A 21,231-nucleotide genomic window follows, 5' to 3' on the forward strand; every position below is an offset into this window, starting at 1 on the left:
CCGGCGGCCGCGGGGCGCCCGTCGAGTGGGTCAGGCGCGCAGCAGGTCCAGCTCGGCGGCGAGGTCGTCGGCCTCAGGCCCCACGATCACCTGGATCACCCGGCCTGAGCGCACGACGCCGAACGCGCCCGACTGCTTGAGCCGCGGCTCGTCGACGAGCTCGGGGTCGCTCACCTGCACGCGCAATCGCGTGATGCACGGCTCAAGCTCCTGGATGTTCGCCGTGCCACCCAGGGCCGCGAGAATCTGGTCCGCCTTGGTCATCTTCCGTCTCCCGTCCCGTGCGCCTTTGCAGGTCGCTGCCAGCCTAGACCTCCCATGCCCATCCTGGAGCACGTCGTCGGCTCGCGCGCGTGTCTGGCACGATGACCCGGTGACACCTGCCACCTTCTATGACGCCGTCGGCGGGCACACGACGTTCGTGCGACTCGTCGACCGCTTTTACGAGGGCGTGGCCGACGACGACGTGCTGCGCCCGATGTACCCCGAGCAGGACCTCGGGCCCGCCAAGGAGCGGCTGACCCTGTTCCTGGAGCAGTACTGGGGCGGCCCGACGACGTACTCGCAGACCCGCGGCCACCCGCGGCTGCGCATGCGCCACGCGCCGTTCAAGGTCAACCCCGAGGCGCGCGACCGGTGGCTGGCCCACATGCGCGAGGCGGTGACCTCGCTCGGCCTCGCGCCCCTGCACGAGTCGCAGCTCTGGGACTACCTGGAGCGCGCGGCCTTCTCCCTGATCAACACCTTCGAGGAGTGAGAGCCCGGTGACCGACAAGCCTGACGCGCCCGACGCGCTCGACCGCCTGCTGGCCGTCCTCGACCTGCGCGAGGTCGACGGCTGGGGGCCCCGCGGCGAGGACGACCTGTGGCGCGGCGACTCCGTGCCCGGCCTAGCGGCCCGCGTCTACGGCGGGCAGGTGCTGGCGCAGGCGATCATCGCGTGCGGCCGCACCGTGGCCGACGACCGCGCCCCGCACTCGATGCACGGGTACTTCCTGCGCGAGGGCGCGCTCGACGTGCCCATCGACTTCGCGGTCGAGCGTCTGCGCGACGGGCGCTCGTTCAGCGCGCGACGCAGCCACGCGATCCAGCACGGTCAGCCGATCCTCTCGCTGACGGTGTCGTTCCAGGAGGACCAGCCCAGCTACGACTACCAGCGCTCGGCGCCCACCGACGTGCCGCCGCCCGAGGCGGTCGACAGCGCGTTCACGCTGCTGGCCGACCAGGACCACCCGGCGGCCCGCTGGTGGTCGACCGACTCGGCGTTCGAGCTCGCCCACGTCGGGCGCGCGCTCTACGTCGCGCCGGACCCGACGCCGTCGGACCGGCAGATGGTGTGGATGCGAGCGCGGCGCCGCATCGACTCCGACGACCGGCTGCTGCACCGCGCGCTGCTGGCGTACGCGTGCGACCAGGTCATGCTGGAGCCGGCGCTGCGGGCCGCGGGCAAGGCGTGGGTCGACGCGGGGCCGAACCTGGCGATCGCGAGCCTCGACCACGCCATGTGGTGGCACCGCGACGCGCGGGCCGACGACTGGCTGCTGTACGTCCAGGAGTCGCCGACGGCGCAGGGCGGCCGCGCGCTCGGGTTCGCGCGCGTCTACACGCGCGAGGGCGTGCTGGTCGCCTCGATCGCCCAGGAGGGCATGGTCCGGATGCGCTGACGGGCGCCGTCAGCGGCGGAAGACGACCGGCGGCTCCTGGTAGTCGGCCCAGGCCGCCCGCTCGGCGTCGGTGATGCGCCGCGGGCGGCCGCTCGCCGCGTCGACCACCACGATCGTGGTCAGCGCGCGCACGTACGGCTCGTGCCCCGAGGCGGGCGCGGAGCGCGGGAATCCGCCCGGGGCGCCGTCGTGCACCTCGTAGCAGACCTGTAGCGAGGCGCCGCCGATGTCCCCGATCCACAGTTCGACGCGCACCGGCTGGCGTGTGAAGCCCAGCGGACGCAGATAGTCGATCTGTTGCCCGGCGACGAAGGTGTGGCTCGACGAGCGCGGACCGGTCTCCAGGATGGCCGTGGGCCAGTCCTCCCCGACCTCGTCGGGCGAGTGCCTCCAGAAGGCCGTGATGCGGGCCTCCTCCAGGATGCGGAACATCTCGACGTTGTTGACGTGCTGGTACGCGTCAAGGTCGGACCAGCGGGTGTTGACGGGCACGTGCAGTCGGGTCACTCGCGCAGGCTATCCTCACGACGCCGCGATCGACGCCGCGGCGCGCGTGCGCGCGAGCGCGACCATCTCGTCGGCCACCGGGACGCGCACGAGGTCGTCGGCGACCCGAGCCACCGACTCGCGCAGCCGCTTGCGCGCCCGGACCGCGCGCCGCCGCGCTCCGAGGCTGGCGCACACCCGTGAGCCCGCCGCGAGCAGCACTCCGACGACGGCGCCGGCGAGCACGAGCACGGTTCCCCACGGCACGTCGAGGCCCGCGCCCTGCCCACCCCACGCGTCCCCACCCACGGTGAGCACCGGCGTCGGCAGTTGCGGGAGCTGGAAGTAGGAGAGGGCGAACGCGGCGGCGAGCCACACCAGCCCGACCACGGCGGCGGCCAGCACCAGCCACTGCAGCACTCCGACGACGCGCCACCACAGCGGGCGGCGCCCGGCCTCCAGGCGGGTGCCGACCACGGCCTGGTCGAGCGCGTCGGGCAGCCGGTCGAGACCGTCCTGCGCGCGGCGGCGGGCGCTGAGCACCCACGGGTCGGGCGCGCCCGCGGTCATCTGGTCGACGTAGGCGCGCACGGCCGACGCCGCCGACGCGCGCACGCCGGGCCGGGTCGCGGGCAGCGAGCTGCGCACCAGGTCAGGCCGGTCCTCGGGCAGCCGCGCCGCGTCGGGCGCCAAGCCGAGGCGGCGCAGCGGGTCGGGCCGTAGCCGCCCGATCCACCGCGTCAGCGGCCAGCCGGTGGCGGCGCGGGCGTCCTTGGTCGCCGAGCGCCGCACGGCCTCGACGACGGTCGGCACACCCGCGGAGTCCTCAAGGGCCGCGACGAGCGCGCCCTTGGCCCGCTCCCCCGCGCGCTGCGACGGCGCCTGGCCGCTCGCGGCGAGGATGCGCTCGGCGACGGCGCGCTCGTCGAGCACGAGGCGCGCGGTGGCCGCCTCACGCCGTTGCGCAGCCTCGGCGAGCAGGCCGCGCAGTGCGTGGACGCCCTCGCCCGTGCGCGCCGAGGCCGTCAGCACGCGCGCGCCGCCCAACCCGTCAGCGGCCACGAGCCGCTCCAGGTCGGCGCGCATGGCCTCGGCGTCGGACACGCTGAGCCGGTCGATCTGGTTGAGCACCACGACGACGACGTCGGCGCGCCCCGCCAGGGGGCGCAGGTAGCGCTCGTGCAGCGCCGCGTCGGCGTACTTCTGCGGGTCGACGACCCACACCAGCAGGTCGGCGCGCTCGACGAGGCGTTCGGCGCGCACCCGGTGCTCGACGACGACCGAGTCGTGGTCGGGCAGGTCGAGCAGCACCAGCCCGGTCGTGACGCCCGCGGGGGTGCGGTGACGGCGGAACAGCCCGGTGACCGAGCGGGTGGGTCCGGTGCGCGCGGGCGGCTCCTCCTCGGGCGCCGGGCCTGCGGGCATCTGGTGGCGGGACGGCACGTCGAGCCAGTCGAGCAGCGGGTCGGCGCCCGCGCCCCAGACCGCCGCCATGGCGTGCGACGTCGTCGGGCGGCGCACGCCGGGGGTGGCGATCTGCTCCCCCGCGACGGCGTTGAACACGCTCGACTTGCCCGAGCCGGTCGCGCCGGCGAGCGCGACGACGGTGTGCTCGGCGGACAGGCCACCGCGCTCGCGGGCCCGTTCGGCGACGCGGCGGGCGTCGTCGAGCAGCGGCGCGTCGAGCCGCCCGGCCGCCTCGCGCACGGCGGCCTCCAGCGCCGCGGTGCGCCCCGCGAGGTCGATGCGGCTCATGACCGCCTCCCGCGCGCGCTCATCGCGCGCCTCGGCGACCGAACAGGCGGCCCCACAGGCCGTGCCGCTCCTCGGAGGACTCGGGCCCAGTCCTCTCGTCGTCGGGCGCGCGCACCGCGGGCACGGGGTGGGAGGCGGGGCGCTCGGGCGGGCGCAGCGTCCCGGCGCCGCGCAGCAGGCGGCCCGTCCACGGGCGGGTCGCCTCGTCCTGGCCCGTGGGGCGCGTCGCGCGCTCGGTGCGCGCCGCGCCCTCGACGCGCCGGGCCGCGTCCCGCAGACCCGCTCCCCCCGCGTCGTCGGTGCCGAGCGCGTCGAGCTGGGCGCTGTAGCGCGCGGCCTGCCCGACCATGATGGTCTGCACGCGCGCGCCGAGGCGCTGCTTGGCCTGCGCCGCGAGCCGTCGCACGGCGTCGTCACCGAACACGGCCTCCAACAGCTTCTGCGCGAGCACCGCGGTGCCGCCCGCGATGCCGATCTCGGCGCCGGTGAGACCGGCGGTCGAGGCGAAGACGATGACCATGAGGCTGACGCCCAGGGCGTTGACGCCCAGCGACATCGCGCGCGCGGCGCCCCGCTTCGCCTGGCCCTGCTCGCGCACGAGCTCCAGCACGTCGCCCTGCCAGGCGCGCACCTGCTCGCCGATCTCGGCGCGCAGCCCGGACGACGTGCGGCTCAGCGCGAGCCCGTCGAGCAGCGCGGCGCCCGCCGCGTCCCCGGCCCACGACTCATAGGTGCGCTCAGCGGCGGACTCGGCGGCGTCGAGCACCACCGACTCCAGCCCGCTGGCGATCGCCTGCTCGACCTGCGGCGCCTGCGCGGGGCGGCCGCGGAAGAACCCGACGACGGCGTCGCGCACCCGTCCGACGCCCTTCTCGACGGCACGGAAGAACTCCCCCGTGCCGACGAAGTCCTGCCAGCGCGCGAGGACCTCGCCGCGCAGGATCGCCCCGTCCGAGGTCGCCGCGTCGACCGCGCGCGCCGCGTCCGCGTGGTGTCGCTCGACGGCGGCGCGCAGCCGGGCGTCGGCGGCCTCCTGCGCGTCGGCGGCGTCCGCGAGGAGCACCGCGCGCCGCACGAGGTCGTCGACGACGCCGTCGCGCGTCGCGGTGATGACGCGCCGGCGGGCCTCGGGGTCGCCGCCCAGCCCCGACAGCCACGTCGAGACCTCGGCGACGGCGGCCTCGGGCAGCAGACCGTCGTCGAGCGCGCCGTCTCCCGCGTCGGACGCCTCGGGGATCACGAACACCGGCGCGGCGCCTAGCCCGTGCTCGCGCGCGAGGCGGCGCAGGTCGTCGACGACCTCCTCGGCGCCCGCGTCGACGCGGTCGAGCACGAGCGCGACCTGCGCGCGGCGCCGGGCCGCGGAGCGCAGCAGCTCCCACGGCACGGCGTCGGCGTAGCGGGCGCCCGTGGTGACGAACAGCCACAGGTCGGCGGCGCCGAGCAGTTCGGTGGCCAGCTCGCGGTTGGCGGTCTCGACCGAGTCGACGTCGGGGGCGTCGAGCAGCGCGAGTCCTTGCGGGACGGCGTCGCTCGCGACCAGGCGCAACGTGCGGGTCGGCGCCGGACGCGGCGCGCGGGCCTCACCGCGCGCGGTGTCCTCGCCGGAGACGACCGCCTCGGGCTCCTGCCCGGCCTCGGTGACCCGCGCCAGCCCCGGCAGCACCCGGTCGGTGGCGAACCAGCGGGCGTCGAGCGGGTGGTGGGCCAGCACGGGGGCGCGGGTGGTGGGACGCAGCACGCCGGGCGCCGTGACGTGCTCGCCGAGGATCGAGTTGACCAGGGTCGACTTGCCCGCGCCGGTGGACCCGCCGACGACGACCAGCAGCGGCGCCCGCTCGGCGCGCAGGCGTGGCAGCAGGTAGTCGTCGAGCTGGTCGACCGCGCTGCCCAGGTCGGCGCGCGCCGCCGCGGCGCCCGGCGTCTCCAAGGGCAGGCGCAACGCGCCCAGGCGGGCCCGAAGCGTGTCGAGCGCGTCGACGAGCGCGGCCGCCTCGCGGTGCGTGGTCAGCGCCTGCGAGGCGGCGTCCGGCTCGACGCCCGACGCCGCCCCGCCTGCGGACGGCTGCGGGACGTCGTCGGGCGCGGTCATGGTGCCAGTCTCACCCGCGCGGTGCGGGCGCGCAGGTCAGGGCGCGTCGGCGAGTCCGATCACCCGACGGGCGCGGCGCTCAGTCGCGCGTGAGCTTGCGGTAGGTCACGCGGTGCGGGCGCGCGGCCTCGACGCCCAGACGCGCGACCTTGTTCTCCTCGTACGAGGCGAAGTTGCCCTCGAACCAGTACCAGTCCGACGGGTTCTCCTCGGTGCCCTCGTAGGCGAGGATGTGCGTGGCGACGCGGTCGAGGAACCACCGGTCGTGCGAGACGACCACGGCGCAGCCGGGGAACTCCAGCAGCGCGTTCTCCAGCGAGCCGAGGGTCTCGACGTCGAGGTCGTTGGTGGGCTCGTCGAGCAGCAGCAGGTTGCCGCCCTGCTTGAGCGTGAGCGCCAGGTTGAGGCGGTTGCGCTCGCCGCCCGAGAGCACGCCGGCCGGCTTCTGCTGGTCTGGGCCCTTGAACCCGAACGAGGCGACGTACGCGCGCGAGGGGATCTCGACGTTGCCGACCTTGATGAAGTCGAGCCCGTCGGACACGACCTCCCACAGCGTCTTGTTGGGGTCGATGCCGCCGCGCGACTGGTCGACGTAGGACACCGAGACCGTCTCGCCGATCTTCAGCTCGCCGTCGTCGAGCGGCTCCAGGCCCACGATGGTCTTGAACAGCGTCGTCTTGCCGACGCCGTTGGGGCCGATGACGCCGACGATGCCGTTGCGTGGCAGCGTGAACGACAGCCCGTCGATCAGGACGCGGTCGCCGAAGCCCTTCTTGAGGTCGGTGGCCTCCAGGACCGTGCTGCCCAGGCGCGGGCCCGCGGGGATCTGGATCTCCTCGAAGTCGAGCTTGCGCGTGCGCTCGGCCTCGGCCGCCATCTCCTCATAGCGGGCCAGACGCGCCTTGCTCTTGGCCTGGCGCCCCTTGGCGTTGGACCGCACCCACTCCAGCTCCTCCTTGAGGCGCTTGGCGAGCTTGGCGTCCTTCTTGCCCTGGACCTGCAGACGCTCCTGCTTCTTCTCCAGGTAGGTCGAGTAGTTGCCCTCGTAGGGGTACAGGCGGCCGCGGTCGACCTCACAGATCCACTCCGCGACGTGGTCGAGGAAGTAGCGGTCGTGGGTGACGGCCAGGACGGCGCCCGGGTAGGAGGCCAGGTGCTGCTCCAGCCACAGCACCGACTCCGCGTCGAGGTGGTTGGTGGGCTCGTCGAGCAGCAGCAGGTCGGGCTTCTCCAGCAGCAGCTTGCACAGCGCGACGCGGCGGCGCTCACCACCCGAGAGCACGTTGACGGGCGCGTCCGGGGGCGGGCAGCGCAGCGCGTCCATGGCCTGCTCGAGCTGGCTGTCCAGCTCCCACGCGTCGGCGTGGTCGATGGCCTCCTGCAGCTCGCCCATCTCGGCCAGCAGCGCGTCGAAGTCGGCGTCGGGCTCGGCCATGAGGCCGCTGATCTCGTTGAACCGGTCGACCTTGCCCTTGATGTCGGCCACGGCCTCCTCGATGTTGCCGAGCACCGTCTTGTCCTCGTTGAGCGGGGGCTCCTGCTGCAGGATGCCGACGGTGTACCCGGGGCTCAGGCGCGCCTCGCCGTTCGACGGCGTGTCCAGTCCGGCCATGATCTTGAGGATGGTCGACTTGCCGGCGCCGTTGGGGCCGACGACGCCGATCTTCGCGCCGGGAAGGAAGTTCAGCGACACGTTGTCGAGGATGACCTTGTCGCCGTGCGCCTTGCGCGCCTTGTACATGGTGTAGATGAACTCAGCCACTGGCTTGTTTCCACCGTTTCGATCGCAGGTCCGTGGTGTGGCGGCCTCGACAGGCTCGACCGCCAGCACAGGGTCTGGGGGCCGCCGGGCGGCCGACGACCCCCCAGCCTACGGCCCTCACGCGCCCGCGGTCTCGCGGGCCCCCGCCTCGACGGTCTCGACGTCGTGTGCGACGTCGTCGGCGAGCGCGTCCGGCTCCTCGGCCTCCAACGCCGCGTCACCGTCCCGCATCGCCCCGACGACGTCCGGCGGCGCGCCGGGGATGGTCTGCGGGAGGGCTGCCGTGTGCACCGTGCGCATGTAGCGCACGCTCCCGCGCGCCAGGTCGACGCCGATCGAGGCGTTCTCCACCACGAGCGCGTAGCGGGGGAACTTGACCTCGTGCGTCGTGCCGTCGGGGCCGCGCTCCTGGCGGCGCCCCTCGAACTCCTCGAACGCCAGGCGGCCGGTGACGACGACGGGCGTGCCCTTGCGCACCGACTCGACCAGGTTGAGCGCCCGGTCCCCGAACGCGCGCACCGTGAACCACAGGGTGGGCCCGTCGCCCCACTCGCCCGAGAGCGGGTCGCGCACCCGGCGCGTGCTCGCCACCCGGATCGAGGTCCAGCGGGTGCCGCTGGGCGCGGTGTACAGCGCCGGGTCCTGGCCGACATGTCCGACCACCGTCACAGTGACGTCGCTCATCAGATCCTCCTGCCCGTGGGCCGGCCCAGCGCCGGCCGTTGAGCCGAGGATCAGGCGTGCGCGCCGCCGCTGGCGCCCGGCGGCGTGGAGGCTGTGGACCCCGCCGCCGCGGCGGCGCCTGGGGACGTGCTCGCCGCGGTGTCCTTGGGCCGCTCGACCGGAGTCTCGCGCGCCCCCTGCGCCAGGTCGCGCACCTGCCGATGCTCGGCCAGCAGTCGCTGCGTCGGCGTTCCCAGTCCGTCGACCAACACGCGTTCGAGCGCCGTGCGCCCCTGGGCGGCCACGCCCTCGGCGCGGCGGCGCGCGAGCCTGCGGCGCGCCACGACGACCCCGACCGTCAGCCCCAGGCCGGCCAGCACGAGCACCCCCGCCGCGCCCCACGCGACCGCGGGCCACGGCGCGGCCAGGTCGAGCACCCCGCCGCTCATGAGGCCCGCGAGCACGCCGACGACGACGCCGGCGCCGCCCAACGCCCAGCCGATCCGCCGCAGCAGCCGCGCCCGGGCAGGGCCACTCACGTCGAGCGGCACCGAGCGCATCGCCTCGAACACCGCGGTGCGCAGCACGTCCGCGCCCTGCGTCGTGTCGGCCAGCGCGCGCTGCCAGCCCGCGGGCAACGGCGCCCCGGCGCGGGTGAGCCAGCGCGCCCGCGACAGGGTCACCGCGTCCCGGTCGGGCGGCGGGAACTCCGGCATGCCGTACCCGTTGCGCACGGCCGCGCCCACCTGCCCGGCCACCGAGTCGAGTCCGGTCGCCTCGACCAGCGCGGGCAGCTCGCGCGCGACCGCCTGGTCGAGCTGCCACGGCACCTCTGCCGGCAGTTGCGCCAGCACCAGCCGCGCGGCCGCGTCGAGCTCGCCCGCGGCGCGGCCCGCGGCGACCGTGCGCCGCTCGCACACCTCCTCGAGCAGCTCCCGCACCTGCGCCACACCCTCGTCGGTGCGCGCCGAGACCGCGATGACCGGCACGCCGACCAGGCCGTCGTCCTCCAGCAGCCGGTCGAGGTCCGTCAGCAGCTCGGACCGGCGCGCCGGCGGCACCGTGTCGATCTGGTTGAGCAGCACGAGCATGGACGCCTCCATGCCCACCGACTCGCGCAGATACCCCGAGTGCAGCGCGTCGTCGGCGTACTTCTGCGGGTCCACGACCCAGATCAGCAGATCGACCAGCGGCAGGATCCGGTCGACGACCTCGCGGTGCTTCGGCTCGACCGAGTCGTGGTCGGGCAGATCCAGCAGCACCAGGCCGTCGAGCTCCTCGTCGCCCTCCAACTCGTCGGCCTGCACGATGCGGCGCTCGCGGTCCACACCGATCCAGTCGAGCAGCGCCTGCGCGCCGTCATCCCACGAGCACGCGGTCACGCGCGCCGTCGTCGGCCGCTTGATGCCCACGTCCGCGAACGTCAGCCGGGAGATCTTGTTGAACAGCGACGACTTGCCCGAGCCGGTGCCCCCGGCGAGCGCCACGACCGTGTGGTCGATGCCCAGGGCGAGGCGCTCGCGCACGCCGTCGACGGCCTGCCCCACGCGCGCCGCGGTGGGCGCGTCGAGGCGCGGCCCGGCCACCGCGAGCGCCTGCGCGAGGTCGTCGGTGCGTTGGCGCAGCGTCGCGTCGTCGGTCACGTCAGCCTCCTGAGCTCGGCGAGCCGCACCCGCAGCCCGGAGGCCGCGTCGTCGGCGAGGTTCGGGGTGTCGAGCGCGGCCAGCACGGCGTCGATCTCGCCGTCGATGACGGCCGCCGCGCGGTCTGCCAGGTCGGCGCGCAGCGTGGCGACGGCGTCGGTGTGCGCGGCGCCGAGCACACGCGCGAGCAGCCGCCCGGCGTCGTCGCTCCCCGCGGCCGAGGCGAGCAGCAGCGACCCGAGGCCCCGCGGGCCGAACGCCTTGACGGCGGCAGCGACCCGGGCGGTGTCGTCGCCCGCGCCGAGCCCGGCCACCACGTCGGCGTCCTGGGCGGACCACGCCGTGACCGACGCGACGATGGTGGACTCGCGCGCGGCGGTCCGTGCGGCGTGGTCGGGCACGACCGCCACGGCGCCGGCGGGCGCGCCGGGCGCGGTGAGCACGGCCCGCAGCCGCTCCTCGACGCGGCCTCCCGCGGCGACCAGCGTGCGCGAGGCCGCCGCCTCGACGTCGGCGCGCAGTGCGTCGAGCGCCTCCTCACGCTTGCGTCCGGCGCGGCCCGTCGAGCGCGCGAGCCCGTTCTTGACCTTGAGGCGATCGACCTTCGCCCGCCCCGACAGCTCACGCCAGCGGGCCTCGACCGACGCGCCCGCGACGACGCCGGCCAGCACGCCGTCACGCGCCAGCCGCTCGGCGGCGGGTCGCTCCCTCTCGACGGCGGCGCGGATCGCCGCCGCCGCCTCGCCCTGCGCCTCGACGGCGTCGGCCAGCGACGTGACCCACGCGGGCAGGGCGCCCAGCGCGCCCTTGAGCGTGCGCACGATCACGGCGCGCGACCGCTCGGGGCCGGCCAGCAGCGTCAGCCAGCGGCGCACCGGCTGGACCGTGCGCGGGTCGAGCAGACCCTCGTGCGGGCCGACGTCGGGCACCACGAAGAGCGGCACGTCGGTCATGCCGTGCTCGCGCAGCCGCAGCATCAGGTCCGCGCGGATGGTCGCGAGCGTCTCGCGGGGAACACGGTTGAGCACCATCGCGACCGACGCGCCACGCTCGGTCGCGCGCGACAGCGCCTGCCAGGGCAGCGCGTCGCCGTAGCGCGAGGCCGTGGTGACGAACAGCCACAGGTCGGCTGCCTCCAGGAGCTGCTGCGCCGTCGAGCGGTTGTCGGCGAGGAACGAGTCGAGGTCGGGCGCGTCGAGCAGCGCGGTGCCGCGCGGGACGCCGTCGTGGAACACCACGCGCGACGCCGAGGTTGCCGGGCCCTCCTGGATCACCTCACGGTCGAGCGGGTTGAAGGCGAGGACCGGCTCGCGGGTCGTGGGCCGCAGCACGCCCGCCTGGGAGACCTCCTCGCCCAGCAACGAGTTGTACAACGTCGACTTGCCCGCGCCCGTCGACCCCGCCACCACGACGATCGCCGGCGACGACAGCTCACGCAGGCGCGGGAGCAGGTGCTCGTCGAGTTGCGCGATGAGGCGTCCGCGGGAGCCCTCGGCCTGCGTCGCGCCGTCGATCGGCAGCGGCAGGCGCACACCCTCGATGTCTCGGCGCAGATCGCGTGCGACGTCGTAGACCGTCAGCCCGAGTTCGTCCGCCACAGCGGGGTCGGGTCGGCCCGCGACGGCACGGGCGGCTCGCGGTCCCGGAGCGTGTGTCACGTGGTCATCCTGGCTGGTCGGCGGCCTCCCGCCAAACGCGCGCGCCGGGGCGGGGGTGAGATTTGTGTCCGCTTGGGCGGCCGTTCGACGGCGCGGCGCGCGCCTGGCTGCGGACGACCGCAGTCTAGGGCAGCCGCCCTGACGCTCAATCCGCGTGACCTACGGCGTGACGTGCATCCCGGGGGCCTGCCCCCAGGCCGTTCTCCCTGGTCGAAGTGCCCCCAGCAGGACTCGAACCTGCAACCTACGGATTAGAAGGCCGTTGCTCTATCCATTGAGCTATGGAGGCGTCGGGCGCCATCGTACCGAGCCTCGTGCGGGCGACGACGTCGCATGCCGTCGGAGCCCTGGCGAAAAAGACCTCGCCCCGGGCCATGGCGCGCTGCCAGACTCGGCCACGCACCGCGGTGACGCACCGCCGGCTCCCGCCGGCGGAGGAGGGGACCTGGCCCGTCCCACGCACTCCACGTCACGAAAGAAGTCACCCACGATGGATCCGCAACTCGCCCTGTACGTCACCAGGGCCGACTACGACAGGCGCCTGCGACAGGCGGCCCAAGCGCGCGAGGTCCGACGCCTGGCGCGCGAGCAGCGCGCGACGCGTCGGCGTCGCACGGCGTCCGAGCGCCAGGAGCAGACCGCGTACCTGGTCGTCCTCGGCAACTGGCGCATCGCATGACCGGTGTGCCGGGACGGTCTCCCGGCGCACCCCCACTGGGCCCCAGCCGGCTCACCCGCTCGTCACAGCAGGTGAGGCGCTGGGGCCCAGTCGCGCGTGGCGCCCGTAGTCTGGTCCCGTGAGTCCTGCGAACACCACGGAACGCATCGTGTGGATCGATTGCGAGATGACCGGTCTCGACGCACGCGCCGACGCCCTGATCGAGGTCGCCGCCGTCGTGACCGACTCCGAGCTCAACGTGCTCGGCGACGGCGTCGACGTGCTCATCGCCCCGCCCGCCCAGGCGCTGGCGGGCATGGGCGACTTTGTGCGCGAGATGCACACGACGTCGGGCCTGCTCGACGAGCTCGCCTCGGGAGGGACGTTGGCCGAGGCCGAGCAGACCGTGCTCGACTATGTGCGCACCTGGGTGCCCGAGCCGGGCAAGGCGCCGCTCGCGGGCAACTCGGTCGGCACCGACAAGATGTTCCTCGACCGTGACATGCCCGAGCTGATCGGTCACCTGCACTACCGGATCATCGACGTCAGCTCGATCAAGGAGCTCGCCCGCCGCTGGTACCCGCGCGTGTACTTCGCCTCCCCCAAGAAGGACGGCGGGCACCGCGCCCTGGCCGACATCCTGGAGTCGATCGACGAGCTGCGGTACTACCGCGCCGCCCTGTTCGTTCCGCAGCCGGGCCCGGACTCGGCGACGGCCCGGGCGATTGCCGCGCGCATCGGCGAGACGTCGGTCACCCGCCGGCCCGCGGTGTCCTGAGCGCCCTTGAACCTCGGGTATGATTTCCGTCGGCCGGTGCTCAGGCGCCGAGTCGCGTGGTGGCTATAGCTCAGTTGGTAGAGCGCCTGGTTGTGGTCCAGGAGGTCGCCGGTTCAAGCCCGGTTAGCCACCCCAGCCCGAAGGCCCCGCAGTCCGTCGCGAGAGCGCGGACTGCGGGGCCTTCGTCGTGCTTGCGCCCCAGCCCCGCGGAGCTCCGCGGGGCTGGGGCGCCGTCTTGCTCAGCGGCCGGCTGTCGCCCTCGCCCGCCGCGCGCGTGCGACGAGCGTGAGCGCCGCTCCTGCGACCAGCAGCGCCCCTGCGGCGATCACCAGTCCGGTCGGGGCGCCACCGGTCGATGCGAGCCGCGCGGCCGAGGCCGACGCGCTGGCCTGCACCGTCACGGGACGGGCCTCATCGACGGCTGCCCCGCGAGCTTCCGTGCCGAGCACGCGCAGCTCGTTCTTGCCCGCTGCCGTGCCCGCCGGGATGCGCACGACGGCGGTCAGTGCCCCGTCCGCGTCCGTCTGACCGGCTGCGAGCCGGACGGATGCGGTGCGCAGGTCGAGGCTCGCGGTGGTGTGCGGCGCGAGCCCGGTCACCGTGACGCGGTGCTCGCCGCCTGCGGTGAGCGTCGCGGGGCTCTTGCCGTCGACCAGCACGGCCACTGGCGCCGATGATGTCGCGGGGGCGGCCGGCGCCGCTGTGGTCGGCGAAGGAGACACGCCGGGCGAGGGCGTCACGTCCGGGGACGGCGACGCCGCGCCGGGCGCCCCGCTCGGCTCAGGCTCAGGCTCCGGCTCCGGCGTCACAGGCGTCGGCTCCGGCGTCGGCGCCACGGGCTCCGGCTCCGGCGCCACAGGCGTCGTGCCGGTAGCGGCGAGCGCCGCGAACGGCACGGTGACTGGGGCGCGCCCCCGGATGCGGACCTCGACGGACCCCGTGAGGTCGCCCGGCGCGGCGTCATGCCTCGCGGAGACGGTGAACAGACTCGCCGCCCGGCTGTCGACGGCGTTTGTGCCCGTCACGACGCCCTCGGACGTGCTGCCGTCGCTCCAGCGCACCGTCGCGGTCACGGTCGCGACGTCGACGCCCGGCGCGGCGATCGTCGCCACCGGTCCGTCGAAGCCCTCGGCCGTCGCCTCGACGCGCAGACCCGCCACGGCGGGCGCCCAGGGAACCTCGGGGTCGGCCCAGAAGTTCGTGCCGGCCACCTGTAGCCGTGCGCCCAGGGACGCCAGACGCGCCGCGAACGCGGTGAACGAGCTGGTCTGCTGCCGCGGCGCCCACCCCTTGTCGGCGAGCCCGGCCAGGCGCGGCCAGATCATGTACTCGATGTCGGGCCGTCCGCGCAGCATGGTCTCGCCCCAGATGGCGCCCTCGATGCCCAGCACGTTGCGCTCGGCGAGCCCGAAGGCGGCGCTCAGGTTCTTGCGAGTCGTCTGGTCGACGACGCTCGTCGGGTCCCAGTCGTAGGAGCGGCGCGTGGTGAAGATGGGGTCGCGGAACCCGAGCCTCTGGCCCGCGGCGAAGCGGTAGTCGAGGTAGGCGCGCTCGGTCGGCGACAGGATGACCTTGCGGTCGCCCTCGAACCAGGCCTTGCTCATATGGTTCTTGCGGTCGGCCCAGTACTGGTGCACGGCGTCGGCGCTGGGCTTGGCTCCGGGCAGGGGCGTCCAGCCGATGATCTTCTTGCCGTGCTTCGCGGCGATCTGCTCGACCCGTCGCACGAAGTCGCCGTACTGCGCGTCCGTGACCCCCTCGGGCTCGTCGGCGCCGATGTGGATGTACTCGCTCGGGGAGATGGCGGCGACCTCGCGCAGGACGTCGTCGATGAACTCGTAGGTGCGCTCGCTGGTGACGCACAGCGAGTTGTGGCTGATGCCGCCGGTGACCCGGATGGGGATGTCGGCGCCCTCGCAGTGCAGCTCGGGGTACGACGACAGCGCCGCGTCGGAGTGCCCGGGCATGTCGATCTCGGGCACGACCTCGACGAACCGGTCCGCGGCGTACCGCACGATCTCGGCGAAGTCCGCCTGGGTGTAGAAGCCGGAGATGCCGCCCCGCATCGACGACGACGCGCCGTGCTCGGTGAGCCGGGGCCACGAGTCGATCCGCAGCCGCCAGCCCTGGTCGTCCGTCAGGTGCAGGTGGAGCCGGTTGAGCTTGACCGCGGCCATCTCGTCGATGATCGCCTTGACGCTGGGCACGTCGACGAAGTTGCGGGCGGGGTCGACCGCAAGGCCACGCGCGGCGAACCGCGGATAGTCCGCGATCGCGGTTGGCGCCACCGCCCAGTCGACGACGTGGGCGGGCGTGTCGGCCTCGACCCAGACCGGGAGCGACTGCAGCAGCGTGCGCGTCGCGTTGAACGCGCCGTGGCCCGTCGAGGCGGCGATCTCCACTCCCGCGGCGGAGGCGGTGAGGCGGTAGGACTCGTCGGCCGCGTACCCGGCGGCGGCGCCGTCGACGGGGTCCCCCGCGCGGATCGCGACGTCGGCGGCGGTCGGCTCACCCGTGGCGACGGGCAGCGCGAACCCGGTCGCCGGGCGCAACTGCGCGGCGAGCGCCTCGGCGACCTCGCGGTGCGCCTGCGCGACGACGCGCGAGTCCGCCGTGAGCCGGAACGGCTCGCCCGGCAGGGCCCGCTGGGTCACCGGCGCCGGCACGAGCGGCGCGGGGGTCGTGGACGTCGTGGGAGTCGACGGGCCTGTCGGCCCGGTCGGCGTGGTGGTTCCGCCCGTCGCGCCCGGCTCAGTCGTGCCCGTCGGCGCCGTCTGCGCGTCGTCGCTCGTCGCGGGCGTGTCCCACACCTCGAAACGGTAGAGCGACAGCCCGTATCTCGTGGCGGTCGCCGAGGCCTGGACGCGCACGAACGCGTACGCCTCGCTCGTGTCCACGAACAGCTCGTGCAGCACATGCCCGTCCGCAGCGGCGCCGACAGGTGTGCTCTTCGTCGCGAGCGAGGTCCACTCGACGCCGTCCTTGGAGGCCTGCAGGTCGTACTCCGTGGGGTACGCCGCCTCCCAGTCGAGGACGACCTTGAGGATGTAGGTGGGCTCGGCCAAGGCGAGCTGCACCCACTCCTTCGTGGGGTCGTACCGCATCACGGGCGGGGTGGTGCGGGTGTACTTCGACCCCCACCGCGTCGCGGGGTCGCCGTCGTTGACGTGCTCGACGGCGAACCGGGCGTCCGGGTACACCGACGCCGCACTTGCGACGGCGGTGCGGGCGACGTCCCGGCTCTCGGGCGCGGCCGCGGCGGGCGGCGCGCCCGCCCCCAGCGCTGTGCCGAGCGCGAGGGTCGACAGGATGAGACCGGCGACGCGTGGGCGCAGCCGGGATCGTGGGTGGTCGTTCACTCAGGGCTCCAGTCATGCGGCGTCCGTCAAGGTGCGCCCCACTGTGGTGGCCCCGCCACGCCCGGCCAAGAAACGAACAGCCGAACGATCAGAACAGCGCTTCGCACGCCGTCGCCGGTCGCCTCACGCCCGTCTCATTCGATGCTCAGACGCGCGCGGCGATCGCGTCCGCGAACCGCGTCAGCGTCGGCACCGGCCCGCTGTACGACATCCACAGGCTCGGCTCGGTCAGCTCCAGCTCGATGACGAGCGGCCCCTCGTCACCCGTGACGAGGTCCACGCGCGCGTACAGCAGCGGCCCGTCGAGCCCCATCTCCGTCGCCGCCACCTCGAGCGCCCGCTGCGCGACCGCGAGCTGCTCGGGCGTCGCCTGGACGGCGGACATCGTCTCCTCCATGTACAGCCCCAGCCCCTTGGTGGGCTGCGACGGCCCCGTGAGCAGCGCGTTCTTGCGTGCGGCGTGCTGGTAGACGCCGTCGACGAACGTGAGGCAGGTCTCGCCCGCGGAGTCCACCGACGTCACGTAGGGCTGGATCATGACCCAGCGCTTGGAGTCGAGCAGCTCCATGGTGTGCTTGATCGCCATCGCCCGGGACTGCGCGCTGACGGGGATGTAGCGGCCCGTGTCCTTGGCGCCGGCCGACACCACCGGCTTGACCACGAAGTCGCCGAACGCCGGCATGCGCGTGTGCACGGCGCGCTTGGAGAAGTGGCGGGCCGGGTCGAGCCAGACGGTCGGGATGACGGGCACGTGCGCCGACTCCAGCGCGCGCAGGTACGACTTGTCGGTGTTCCACCGCAGCACGTGCGCGGGGTTGGCCAGGCGCGGCACGGTCTGCGCCCACGCGAGGAACTCGTCGTGGCGCGGCGCGTAGTCCCACGTCGAGCGGACGACGACGAGGTCGTAGGCGTCCCAGTCCACGGCGGGGTCGTCCCACACGACAGGCTCGGCGAGCACGTCGCGGTCGGCGAGCGCCGGGATGAGCGGCCTGTCGTCGGCGCTCAGGGAGGGCAGGTCGGCACAGGTGGCGAGTGCAACACGCTTGGTGGTCACGGGCCGAGCCTAACGGTCTGCGCGCCCCTCGTTGGCCCCTGAGGCGGGCCGCGAGACGGCGTCCGCGGCGCGCCGAAGCGCCGCCAGGACGCCGTCGGCGTCGAGCGTGCCGACGACGGCGCCCGCGGCGTCGGTGACGGCGACGCGCCCCGGCCCGGCGCCCGCCCCGGCGCGCGTGGACGGCGCTCCCGGCCCGGGCGGGCGACCTGCGCCGACGCCGTCAGCAAGCGCCGCGAACGCCTCGCTCAGCGGGGCGCCGAGCACGACGGACGGCAGGCCCGCGACGCCCTCGGCGCGGTCATCCGCCGCGCCGATCCCGGGACCCGCAGGGCCGAGGCTCGTCACATCGGCCCGCTCGACGCGCGCGAGCGGCAGCATGCGCAACGAGGCGCCGTCGCCCACGAAGTCGCGCACCCGCGCGGTCGCGGGGTGGGCGAGCACGGCGAGCGGCTCGGCGACCTGTTCGAGGCGCCCGCCCCGGGACAGCACGGCGACGCGGTCGCCGAGCCGCACCGCCTCGTCGATGTCGTGCGTCACCAGCACCACCGTCGAGCCGATCTCGGCGAGGATGCCCGCGAGCTCGGCCTGCAGACGGCGGCGCAGCTCGGGGTCGACGGCGCCGAAGGGCTCGTCGAGCAGCAGCACGGGCGGGTCGGTGGCCAGTGCGCGGGCGACCCCGACCCGCTGGCGCTCACCGCCCGACAGCTCGTGCGGGAAGCGCCGCCCGTAGGCGCCGACGGGCAGGCCCACCAGCTCGAGCACGGCGCCGACGCGCTCGCTCGTGCGCCGCCGGTCCCAGCCGAGCAGGCGCGGCACGGTGGCGACGTTCGCGGCGACGGTGCGGTGCGGCAGCAGCCCGACGTCCTGGATGACGTACCCGATGCCGCGGCGCAGCCGCACCGGGTCGAGCGTGGCGGTGTCGACGCCGTCGAGCAGCACGCGTCCGCTCGACGGCTCGACGAGCCGGTTGACCATGCGCAGCGTCGTCGACTTGCCGCAGCCCGACGGTCCGACGAGCGCGAGCATCTCGCCCGGCTCGACCACCAGGCTCAGGGACTCGACCGCGACCGTCTCGGCGCGCGCTCCCCCGCGGGAGCGGCGGGCCGGGTATGCCTTGCGGACGGCGTCGAGCTCGATGCGCGCGGACACGCGCCCCAACCTAAGCGCAGGTAGCGTGCGCGTCATGCCCGGCAACCCGTGGTTCCGCTGGTCGTGGGTCCTCGACAACTCCGACCTGCTCGCCACCCGCGCCTGGCAGCACCTGCTGCTGACCATCGAGGCGGTGGCGATCGCCGCGGCGATCGCGCTCCCGCTCGCTGTCCTGGTGGTCCGACGACGGCGCCTGGCCGCCGCGCTCGTGGGCGTCGCCGCGGTGGTCTACACCGTGCCCTCGCTCGCGCTGTTCGCGATCCTGGCGCCGCTGCTCGGCATCGGCCGCACCCCCGTGCTGTTGGGCCTCGTGCTCTACGCGCTGCTCGTGCTGCTGCGCCAGACGCTCGCGGGCCTGACGGCGCTCGACCCTGCCGTCGTCGAGGCCGCGCGCGGGCTCGGGTACGGGCCCGCGCAGGTGACGATGCGCGTGCGGCTGCCCGCCGCGCTGCCCGCCGTCGTCTCGGGGCTTCGCCTGGCCACCGTCTCGACGGTCGCGCTCGTGACGGTCGGCGTCGTCGTCGGCTACGGGGGCCTCGGGCAGCTGATGTTCGAGGGGTTCCGCAACAACTTCTACCGCGCCGAGATCAGCGCCGCGACGCTCGCGTGCCTGCTGCTCGCCTTCGCGCTCGACGCCGCGCTGTGGGCTGCGGGGCGGGCGCTGACGCCGTGGGCGCGCCGGAGCGCGGCGTGAGCGACGTCCTCGCGCAGGCGCTGCGCTACCTCAACGACCCGCTGGTGTGGACACGCGACGGCGGACTGCTGGACCTGACGCGCGAACACCTGCTCATGACGCTCGCGGCCGTGGGAGCGGCCGCGGCCCTCGCCCTGCCGCTCGGGGCGTGGCTCGGCCACCGCGACGGGCCGGGCGGGCGCGGGTCGGGGATCGTCGTCGCGCTGTCGAACACCTCGCGCGCCCTGCCGACGCTCGCCATCATCCTGCTGCTGGCCACCGCGGGGCTGTTCGGCGACACCGCGACCATCCTCGCGGCGGGCGTGTTCGCGGCGCCCGTGCTGCTCGCGGGCGCCTACGACGGCGTCCGCGGTGCCGACCCGGCCGCGCGCGACGCCGCCCGCGGGCTCGGCCTGTCGCCCGCGCGCGTGCTGTGGCAGGTCGAGGCGCCCCTCGCCGCGCCGCTGGTGGCCGCGGGGGTGCGCACCGCCGTCGTGCAGGTCGTGGCGACCATCCCGCTCGCGGCGCTCGCGGGCGGCGGCGGGCTGGGGCAGGTCATCGCGTTCGGCATGGGCACGCAGCGCTACGGGCAGGTGCTCGCGGGCGGCGTGCTGGTCGCGGGGCTGTGCCTGCTCATCGACGCCGTCCTCGCCGTCGCACAGCGCCTGGCGACACCGCGCCCGCTGCGCGCCCGAGCGACGCGCCGCTGACCTGGCGCCGGTTGCCCGTGTCGGTGGCGCGAGGTCAAATGGCGCAGATCGCTCCACACCCCAGCCACGACCTTGGGAGACGACGATGATCCGCCTGCGCCCGCACCGCCCTGCCGCGCCCGTCCTCGCGCTCGCCGCAGGAGCCATCCTGCTGCTGGGGGCGTGCGGCTCACCCGGGTCCTCCTCCCAGTCCCCCTCCGACGGCGCCTCGGACTCCGGCGGCGCGGCCGCGGCGGCCGCGACCTGCCCCGCGATCCCCGACGACCAGCTCGTGGTGCTGGAGGACGACCAGCACCTGCAGACCGTCGACAACGTCATCCCCGCGGTCAACGCGGCGGCGGCCGACGCGGACCCCGGCCTGGTCGCGCTGCTCGACTCGGTCTCGGCGGCGCTCGACACCGACGCGCTCGTCGCGCTCAACAAGGCGGTGGACGTCGACCGCAAGACGTCGGCCGACGTCGCGGCCGAATGGGTCGAGGCCGAGGGCGTCGCCCCGTCCGAGTCGTCAGCGGGCCAGGGCCGGCCCATCGCGATCGGCGCCGCCGACTTCTCCGAGAGCGCGACGCTCGGCAACATCTACGCCGCGGTGCTCAAGGCCGCGGGCTACGACGCCACGGTCGTGACGATCGGCAACCGCGAGGCGTACCTGCCCGCGCTGGAGGCGGGAACGCAGATCCAGGTGGTGCCCGAGTACGCGGGCACCCTGGCCGAGTTCCTCAACAAGGCGGCCAACGGGGCCGACGCGACGCCCGTGGCCAGCGGCGACCTCGACGCCACCGTCGCCGCGCTCACGTCGCTCGGCGCGGACGCGGGCCTCACGTTCGGCGCGCCGTCGGCCGCCCAGGACCAGAACGCGTTCGCGGTGACCCAGGCGTTCGCGCAGGAGCACGAGCTGACCACGCTCTCCGACCTCGCCGCCGCCTGCCAGGGTCTGGTGCTCGGCGCCGGTCCCGAGTGCGTCGAGCGCCCGTTCTGCCAGCCGGGGCTCGAGGAGGCATACGGGCTCACGTTCAGCGACTTCCGCGCGCTCGACGCGGGTGGCCCGCTGACCAAGGCCGCGCTCCAACAGGGCGAGATCACCCTGGGGCTGGTGTTCAGCTCCGACGGCGCGCTCGCGGCGGGTTGAG

At 74.7% G+C, this 21,231-nt stretch carries 18 protein-coding genes and 2 tRNA genes; 8 read left to right on the forward strand and 12 right to left on the reverse strand.

Going from position 1 to position 21,231, the window contains the following annotated elements; translation table 11 throughout:
• Window positions 1-30 precede the first annotated feature (30 nt).
• Entirely contained in the window at window positions 31-306 is a 276-nt protein-coding gene (locus EV386_RS08880; protein ID WP_278025478.1) for a PTS sugar transporter subunit IIB, read from the reverse strand.
• Between the two features lie 67 nt (window positions 307-373).
• Here EV386_RS08880 and EV386_RS08885 point away from each other — a divergent pair, with 67 nt between their 5' ends.
• A complete protein-coding gene (locus EV386_RS08885; RefSeq protein WP_130414214.1) occupies window positions 374-757 on the forward strand; it encodes a globin in 384 nt (127 codons plus the stop codon).
• A 7-nt stretch (window positions 758-764) separates the two neighbouring features.
• Window positions 765-1,664 (forward strand): acyl-CoA thioesterase, encoded by a 900-nt coding sequence (locus tag EV386_RS08890; RefSeq protein ID WP_130414216.1) that lies wholly within the window; start codon window positions 765-767, stop codon window positions 1,662-1,664.
• A gap of 9 nt (window positions 1,665-1,673) precedes the next feature.
• Here the strand turns inward: EV386_RS08890 and EV386_RS08895 are convergent, their stop codons facing one another.
• The 8 genes from EV386_RS08895 to EV386_RS08930 form a co-directional block, all read right to left on the reverse strand.
• On the reverse strand, window positions 1,674-2,171 hold the full coding sequence (locus EV386_RS08895; protein ID WP_130414217.1) for an acyl-CoA thioesterase: 498 nt from the start codon (window positions 2,169-2,171) through the stop codon (window positions 1,674-1,676).
• A gap of 15 nt (window positions 2,172-2,186) precedes the next feature.
• A complete protein-coding gene (locus EV386_RS08900) occupies window positions 2,187-3,905 on the reverse strand; it encodes a GTPase (protein WP_130414219.1) in 1,719 nt (572 codons plus the stop codon).
• 19 nt (window positions 3,906-3,924) lie between these two features.
• Window positions 3,925-5,997: a dynamin family protein gene (locus EV386_RS08905; protein WP_130414221.1), complete on the reverse strand. Its 2,073-nt coding sequence runs from the start codon at window positions 5,995-5,997 to the stop codon at window positions 3,925-3,927.
• A gap of 79 nt (window positions 5,998-6,076) precedes the next feature.
• Window positions 6,077-7,759, reverse strand: coding sequence for an energy-dependent translational throttle protein EttA (gene ettA / locus EV386_RS08910; RefSeq protein ID WP_130414223.1), 1,683 nt, complete (start codon window positions 7,757-7,759; stop codon window positions 6,077-6,079).
• A gap of 117 nt (window positions 7,760-7,876) precedes the next feature.
• The gene (locus EV386_RS08915; RefSeq protein ID WP_130414225.1) at window positions 7,877-8,443 is read right to left on the reverse strand and encodes a single-stranded DNA-binding protein; all 567 of its coding nucleotides are present in this window, start codon (window positions 8,441-8,443) and stop codon (window positions 7,877-7,879) included.
• A gap of 50 nt (window positions 8,444-8,493) precedes the next feature.
• Window positions 8,494-10,065: a GTPase gene (locus EV386_RS08920; protein WP_130414227.1), complete on the reverse strand. Its 1,572-nt coding sequence runs from the start codon at window positions 10,063-10,065 to the stop codon at window positions 8,494-8,496.
• Window positions 10,062-11,723, reverse strand: coding sequence for a GTPase (locus tag EV386_RS08925; protein ID WP_130414229.1), 1,662 nt, complete (start codon window positions 11,721-11,723; stop codon window positions 10,062-10,064). The genes EV386_RS08920 and EV386_RS08925 overlap by 4 nt, the downstream gene beginning before the upstream one ends.
• A 216-nt stretch (window positions 11,724-11,939) precedes the next feature.
• Window positions 11,940-12,012 (reverse strand) — tRNA-Arg (locus EV386_RS08930).
• A gap of 201 nt (window positions 12,013-12,213) precedes the next feature.
• On the opposite strand from EV386_RS08930, the gene EV386_RS08935 reads away from it, so the two are divergent.
• The 3 genes from EV386_RS08935 to EV386_RS08945 all read left to right on the forward strand — a co-directional run bounded on the left by EV386_RS08935 (window position 12,214) and on the right by EV386_RS08945 (window position 13,294).
• Window positions 12,214-12,402 carry a hypothetical protein gene (locus tag EV386_RS08935; RefSeq protein ID WP_130414231.1) on the forward strand — a complete coding sequence of 63 codons (189 nt, stop codon included), beginning with the start codon at window positions 12,214-12,216 and terminating at the stop codon, window positions 12,400-12,402.
• A 118-nt stretch (window positions 12,403-12,520) separates the two neighbouring features.
• Window positions 12,521-13,159, forward strand: a complete 639-nt coding sequence (gene orn, locus EV386_RS08940; RefSeq protein WP_207216499.1) for an oligoribonuclease — start codon at window positions 12,521-12,523, stop codon at window positions 13,157-13,159.
• Between the two features lie 59 nt (window positions 13,160-13,218).
• Window positions 13,219-13,294 (forward strand) — tRNA-His (locus tag EV386_RS08945).
• Window positions 13,295-13,398: 104 nt separating this feature from the next.
• Here the strand turns inward: EV386_RS08945 and EV386_RS08950 are convergent.
• From EV386_RS08950 to EV386_RS08960, 3 genes are all read right to left on the reverse strand, one after another.
• Window positions 13,399-16,518 carry a family 20 glycosylhydrolase gene (locus tag EV386_RS08950; protein ID WP_130414233.1) on the reverse strand — a complete coding sequence of 1,040 codons (3,120 nt, stop codon included), beginning with the start codon at window positions 16,516-16,518 and terminating at the stop codon, window positions 13,399-13,401.
• A gap of 145 nt (window positions 16,519-16,663) precedes the next feature.
• A complete protein-coding gene (locus EV386_RS08955) occupies window positions 16,664-17,572 on the reverse strand; it encodes an ATP-grasp domain-containing protein (RefSeq protein WP_130414235.1) in 909 nt (302 codons plus the stop codon).
• A 9-nt stretch (window positions 17,573-17,581) separates the two neighbouring features.
• Window positions 17,582-18,757 carry an ABC transporter ATP-binding protein gene (locus EV386_RS08960; RefSeq protein WP_130414237.1) on the reverse strand — a complete coding sequence of 392 codons (1,176 nt, stop codon included), beginning with the start codon at window positions 18,755-18,757 and terminating at the stop codon, window positions 17,582-17,584.
• On the opposite strand from EV386_RS08960, the gene EV386_RS08965 reads away from it, so the two are divergent.
• The 3 genes from EV386_RS08965 to EV386_RS08975 all read left to right on the forward strand — a co-directional run bounded on the left by EV386_RS08965 (window position 18,756) and on the right by EV386_RS08975 (window position 21,230).
• Window positions 18,756-19,415: an ABC transporter permease subunit gene (locus EV386_RS08965; protein ID WP_130414239.1), complete on the forward strand. Its 660-nt coding sequence runs from the start codon at window positions 18,756-18,758 to the stop codon at window positions 19,413-19,415. The genes EV386_RS08960 and EV386_RS08965 overlap by 2 nt on opposite strands.
• A complete protein-coding gene (locus tag EV386_RS08970) occupies window positions 19,412-20,104 on the forward strand; it encodes an ABC transporter permease subunit (RefSeq protein WP_130414241.1) in 693 nt (230 codons plus the stop codon). The genes EV386_RS08965 and EV386_RS08970 overlap by 4 nt, the downstream gene beginning before the upstream one ends.
• A gap of 85 nt (window positions 20,105-20,189) precedes the next feature.
• Window positions 20,190-21,230, forward strand: a complete 1,041-nt coding sequence (locus EV386_RS08975; RefSeq protein ID WP_130414243.1) for a glycine betaine ABC transporter substrate-binding protein — start codon at window positions 20,190-20,192, stop codon at window positions 21,228-21,230.
• The last annotated feature ends 1 nt before the right edge of the window (window position 21,231 follow it).

The organism is Xylanimonas ulmi, assembly GCF_004216535.1.
Classification (GTDB): Bacteria; Actinomycetota; Actinomycetes; order Actinomycetales; family Cellulomonadaceae; genus Xylanimonas; species Xylanimonas ulmi.

Excerpts from the sequence above, each read along its gene's own strand:
- EV386_RS08905 (WP_130414221.1), bottom strand. The coding sequence starts at position 5,997 with ATGACCGCGCCCGACGACGTCCCGCAGCCGTCCGCAGGCGGGGCGGCG.
- EV386_RS08975 (WP_130414243.1), top strand. The coding sequence starts at position 20,190 with ATGATCCGCCTGCGCCCGCACCGCCCTGCCGCGCCCGTCCTCGCGCTC.
- EV386_RS08900 (WP_130414219.1), bottom strand. The coding sequence starts at position 3,905 with ATGAGCCGCATCGACCTCGCGGGGCGCACCGCGGCGCTGGAGGCCGCC.
- EV386_RS08960 (WP_130414237.1), bottom strand. The coding sequence starts at position 18,757 with ATGACGCGCACGCTACCTGCGCTTAGGTTGGGGCGCGTGTCCGCGCGC.
- EV386_RS08965 (WP_130414239.1), top strand. The coding sequence starts at position 18,756 with ATGCCCGGCAACCCGTGGTTCCGCTGGTCGTGGGTCCTCGACAACTCC.
- EV386_RS08935 (WP_130414231.1), top strand. The coding sequence starts at position 12,214 with ATGGATCCGCAACTCGCCCTGTACGTCACCAGGGCCGACTACGACAGG.
- EV386_RS08915 (WP_130414225.1), bottom strand. The coding sequence starts at position 8,443 with ATGAGCGACGTCACTGTGACGGTGGTCGGACATGTCGGCCAGGACCCG.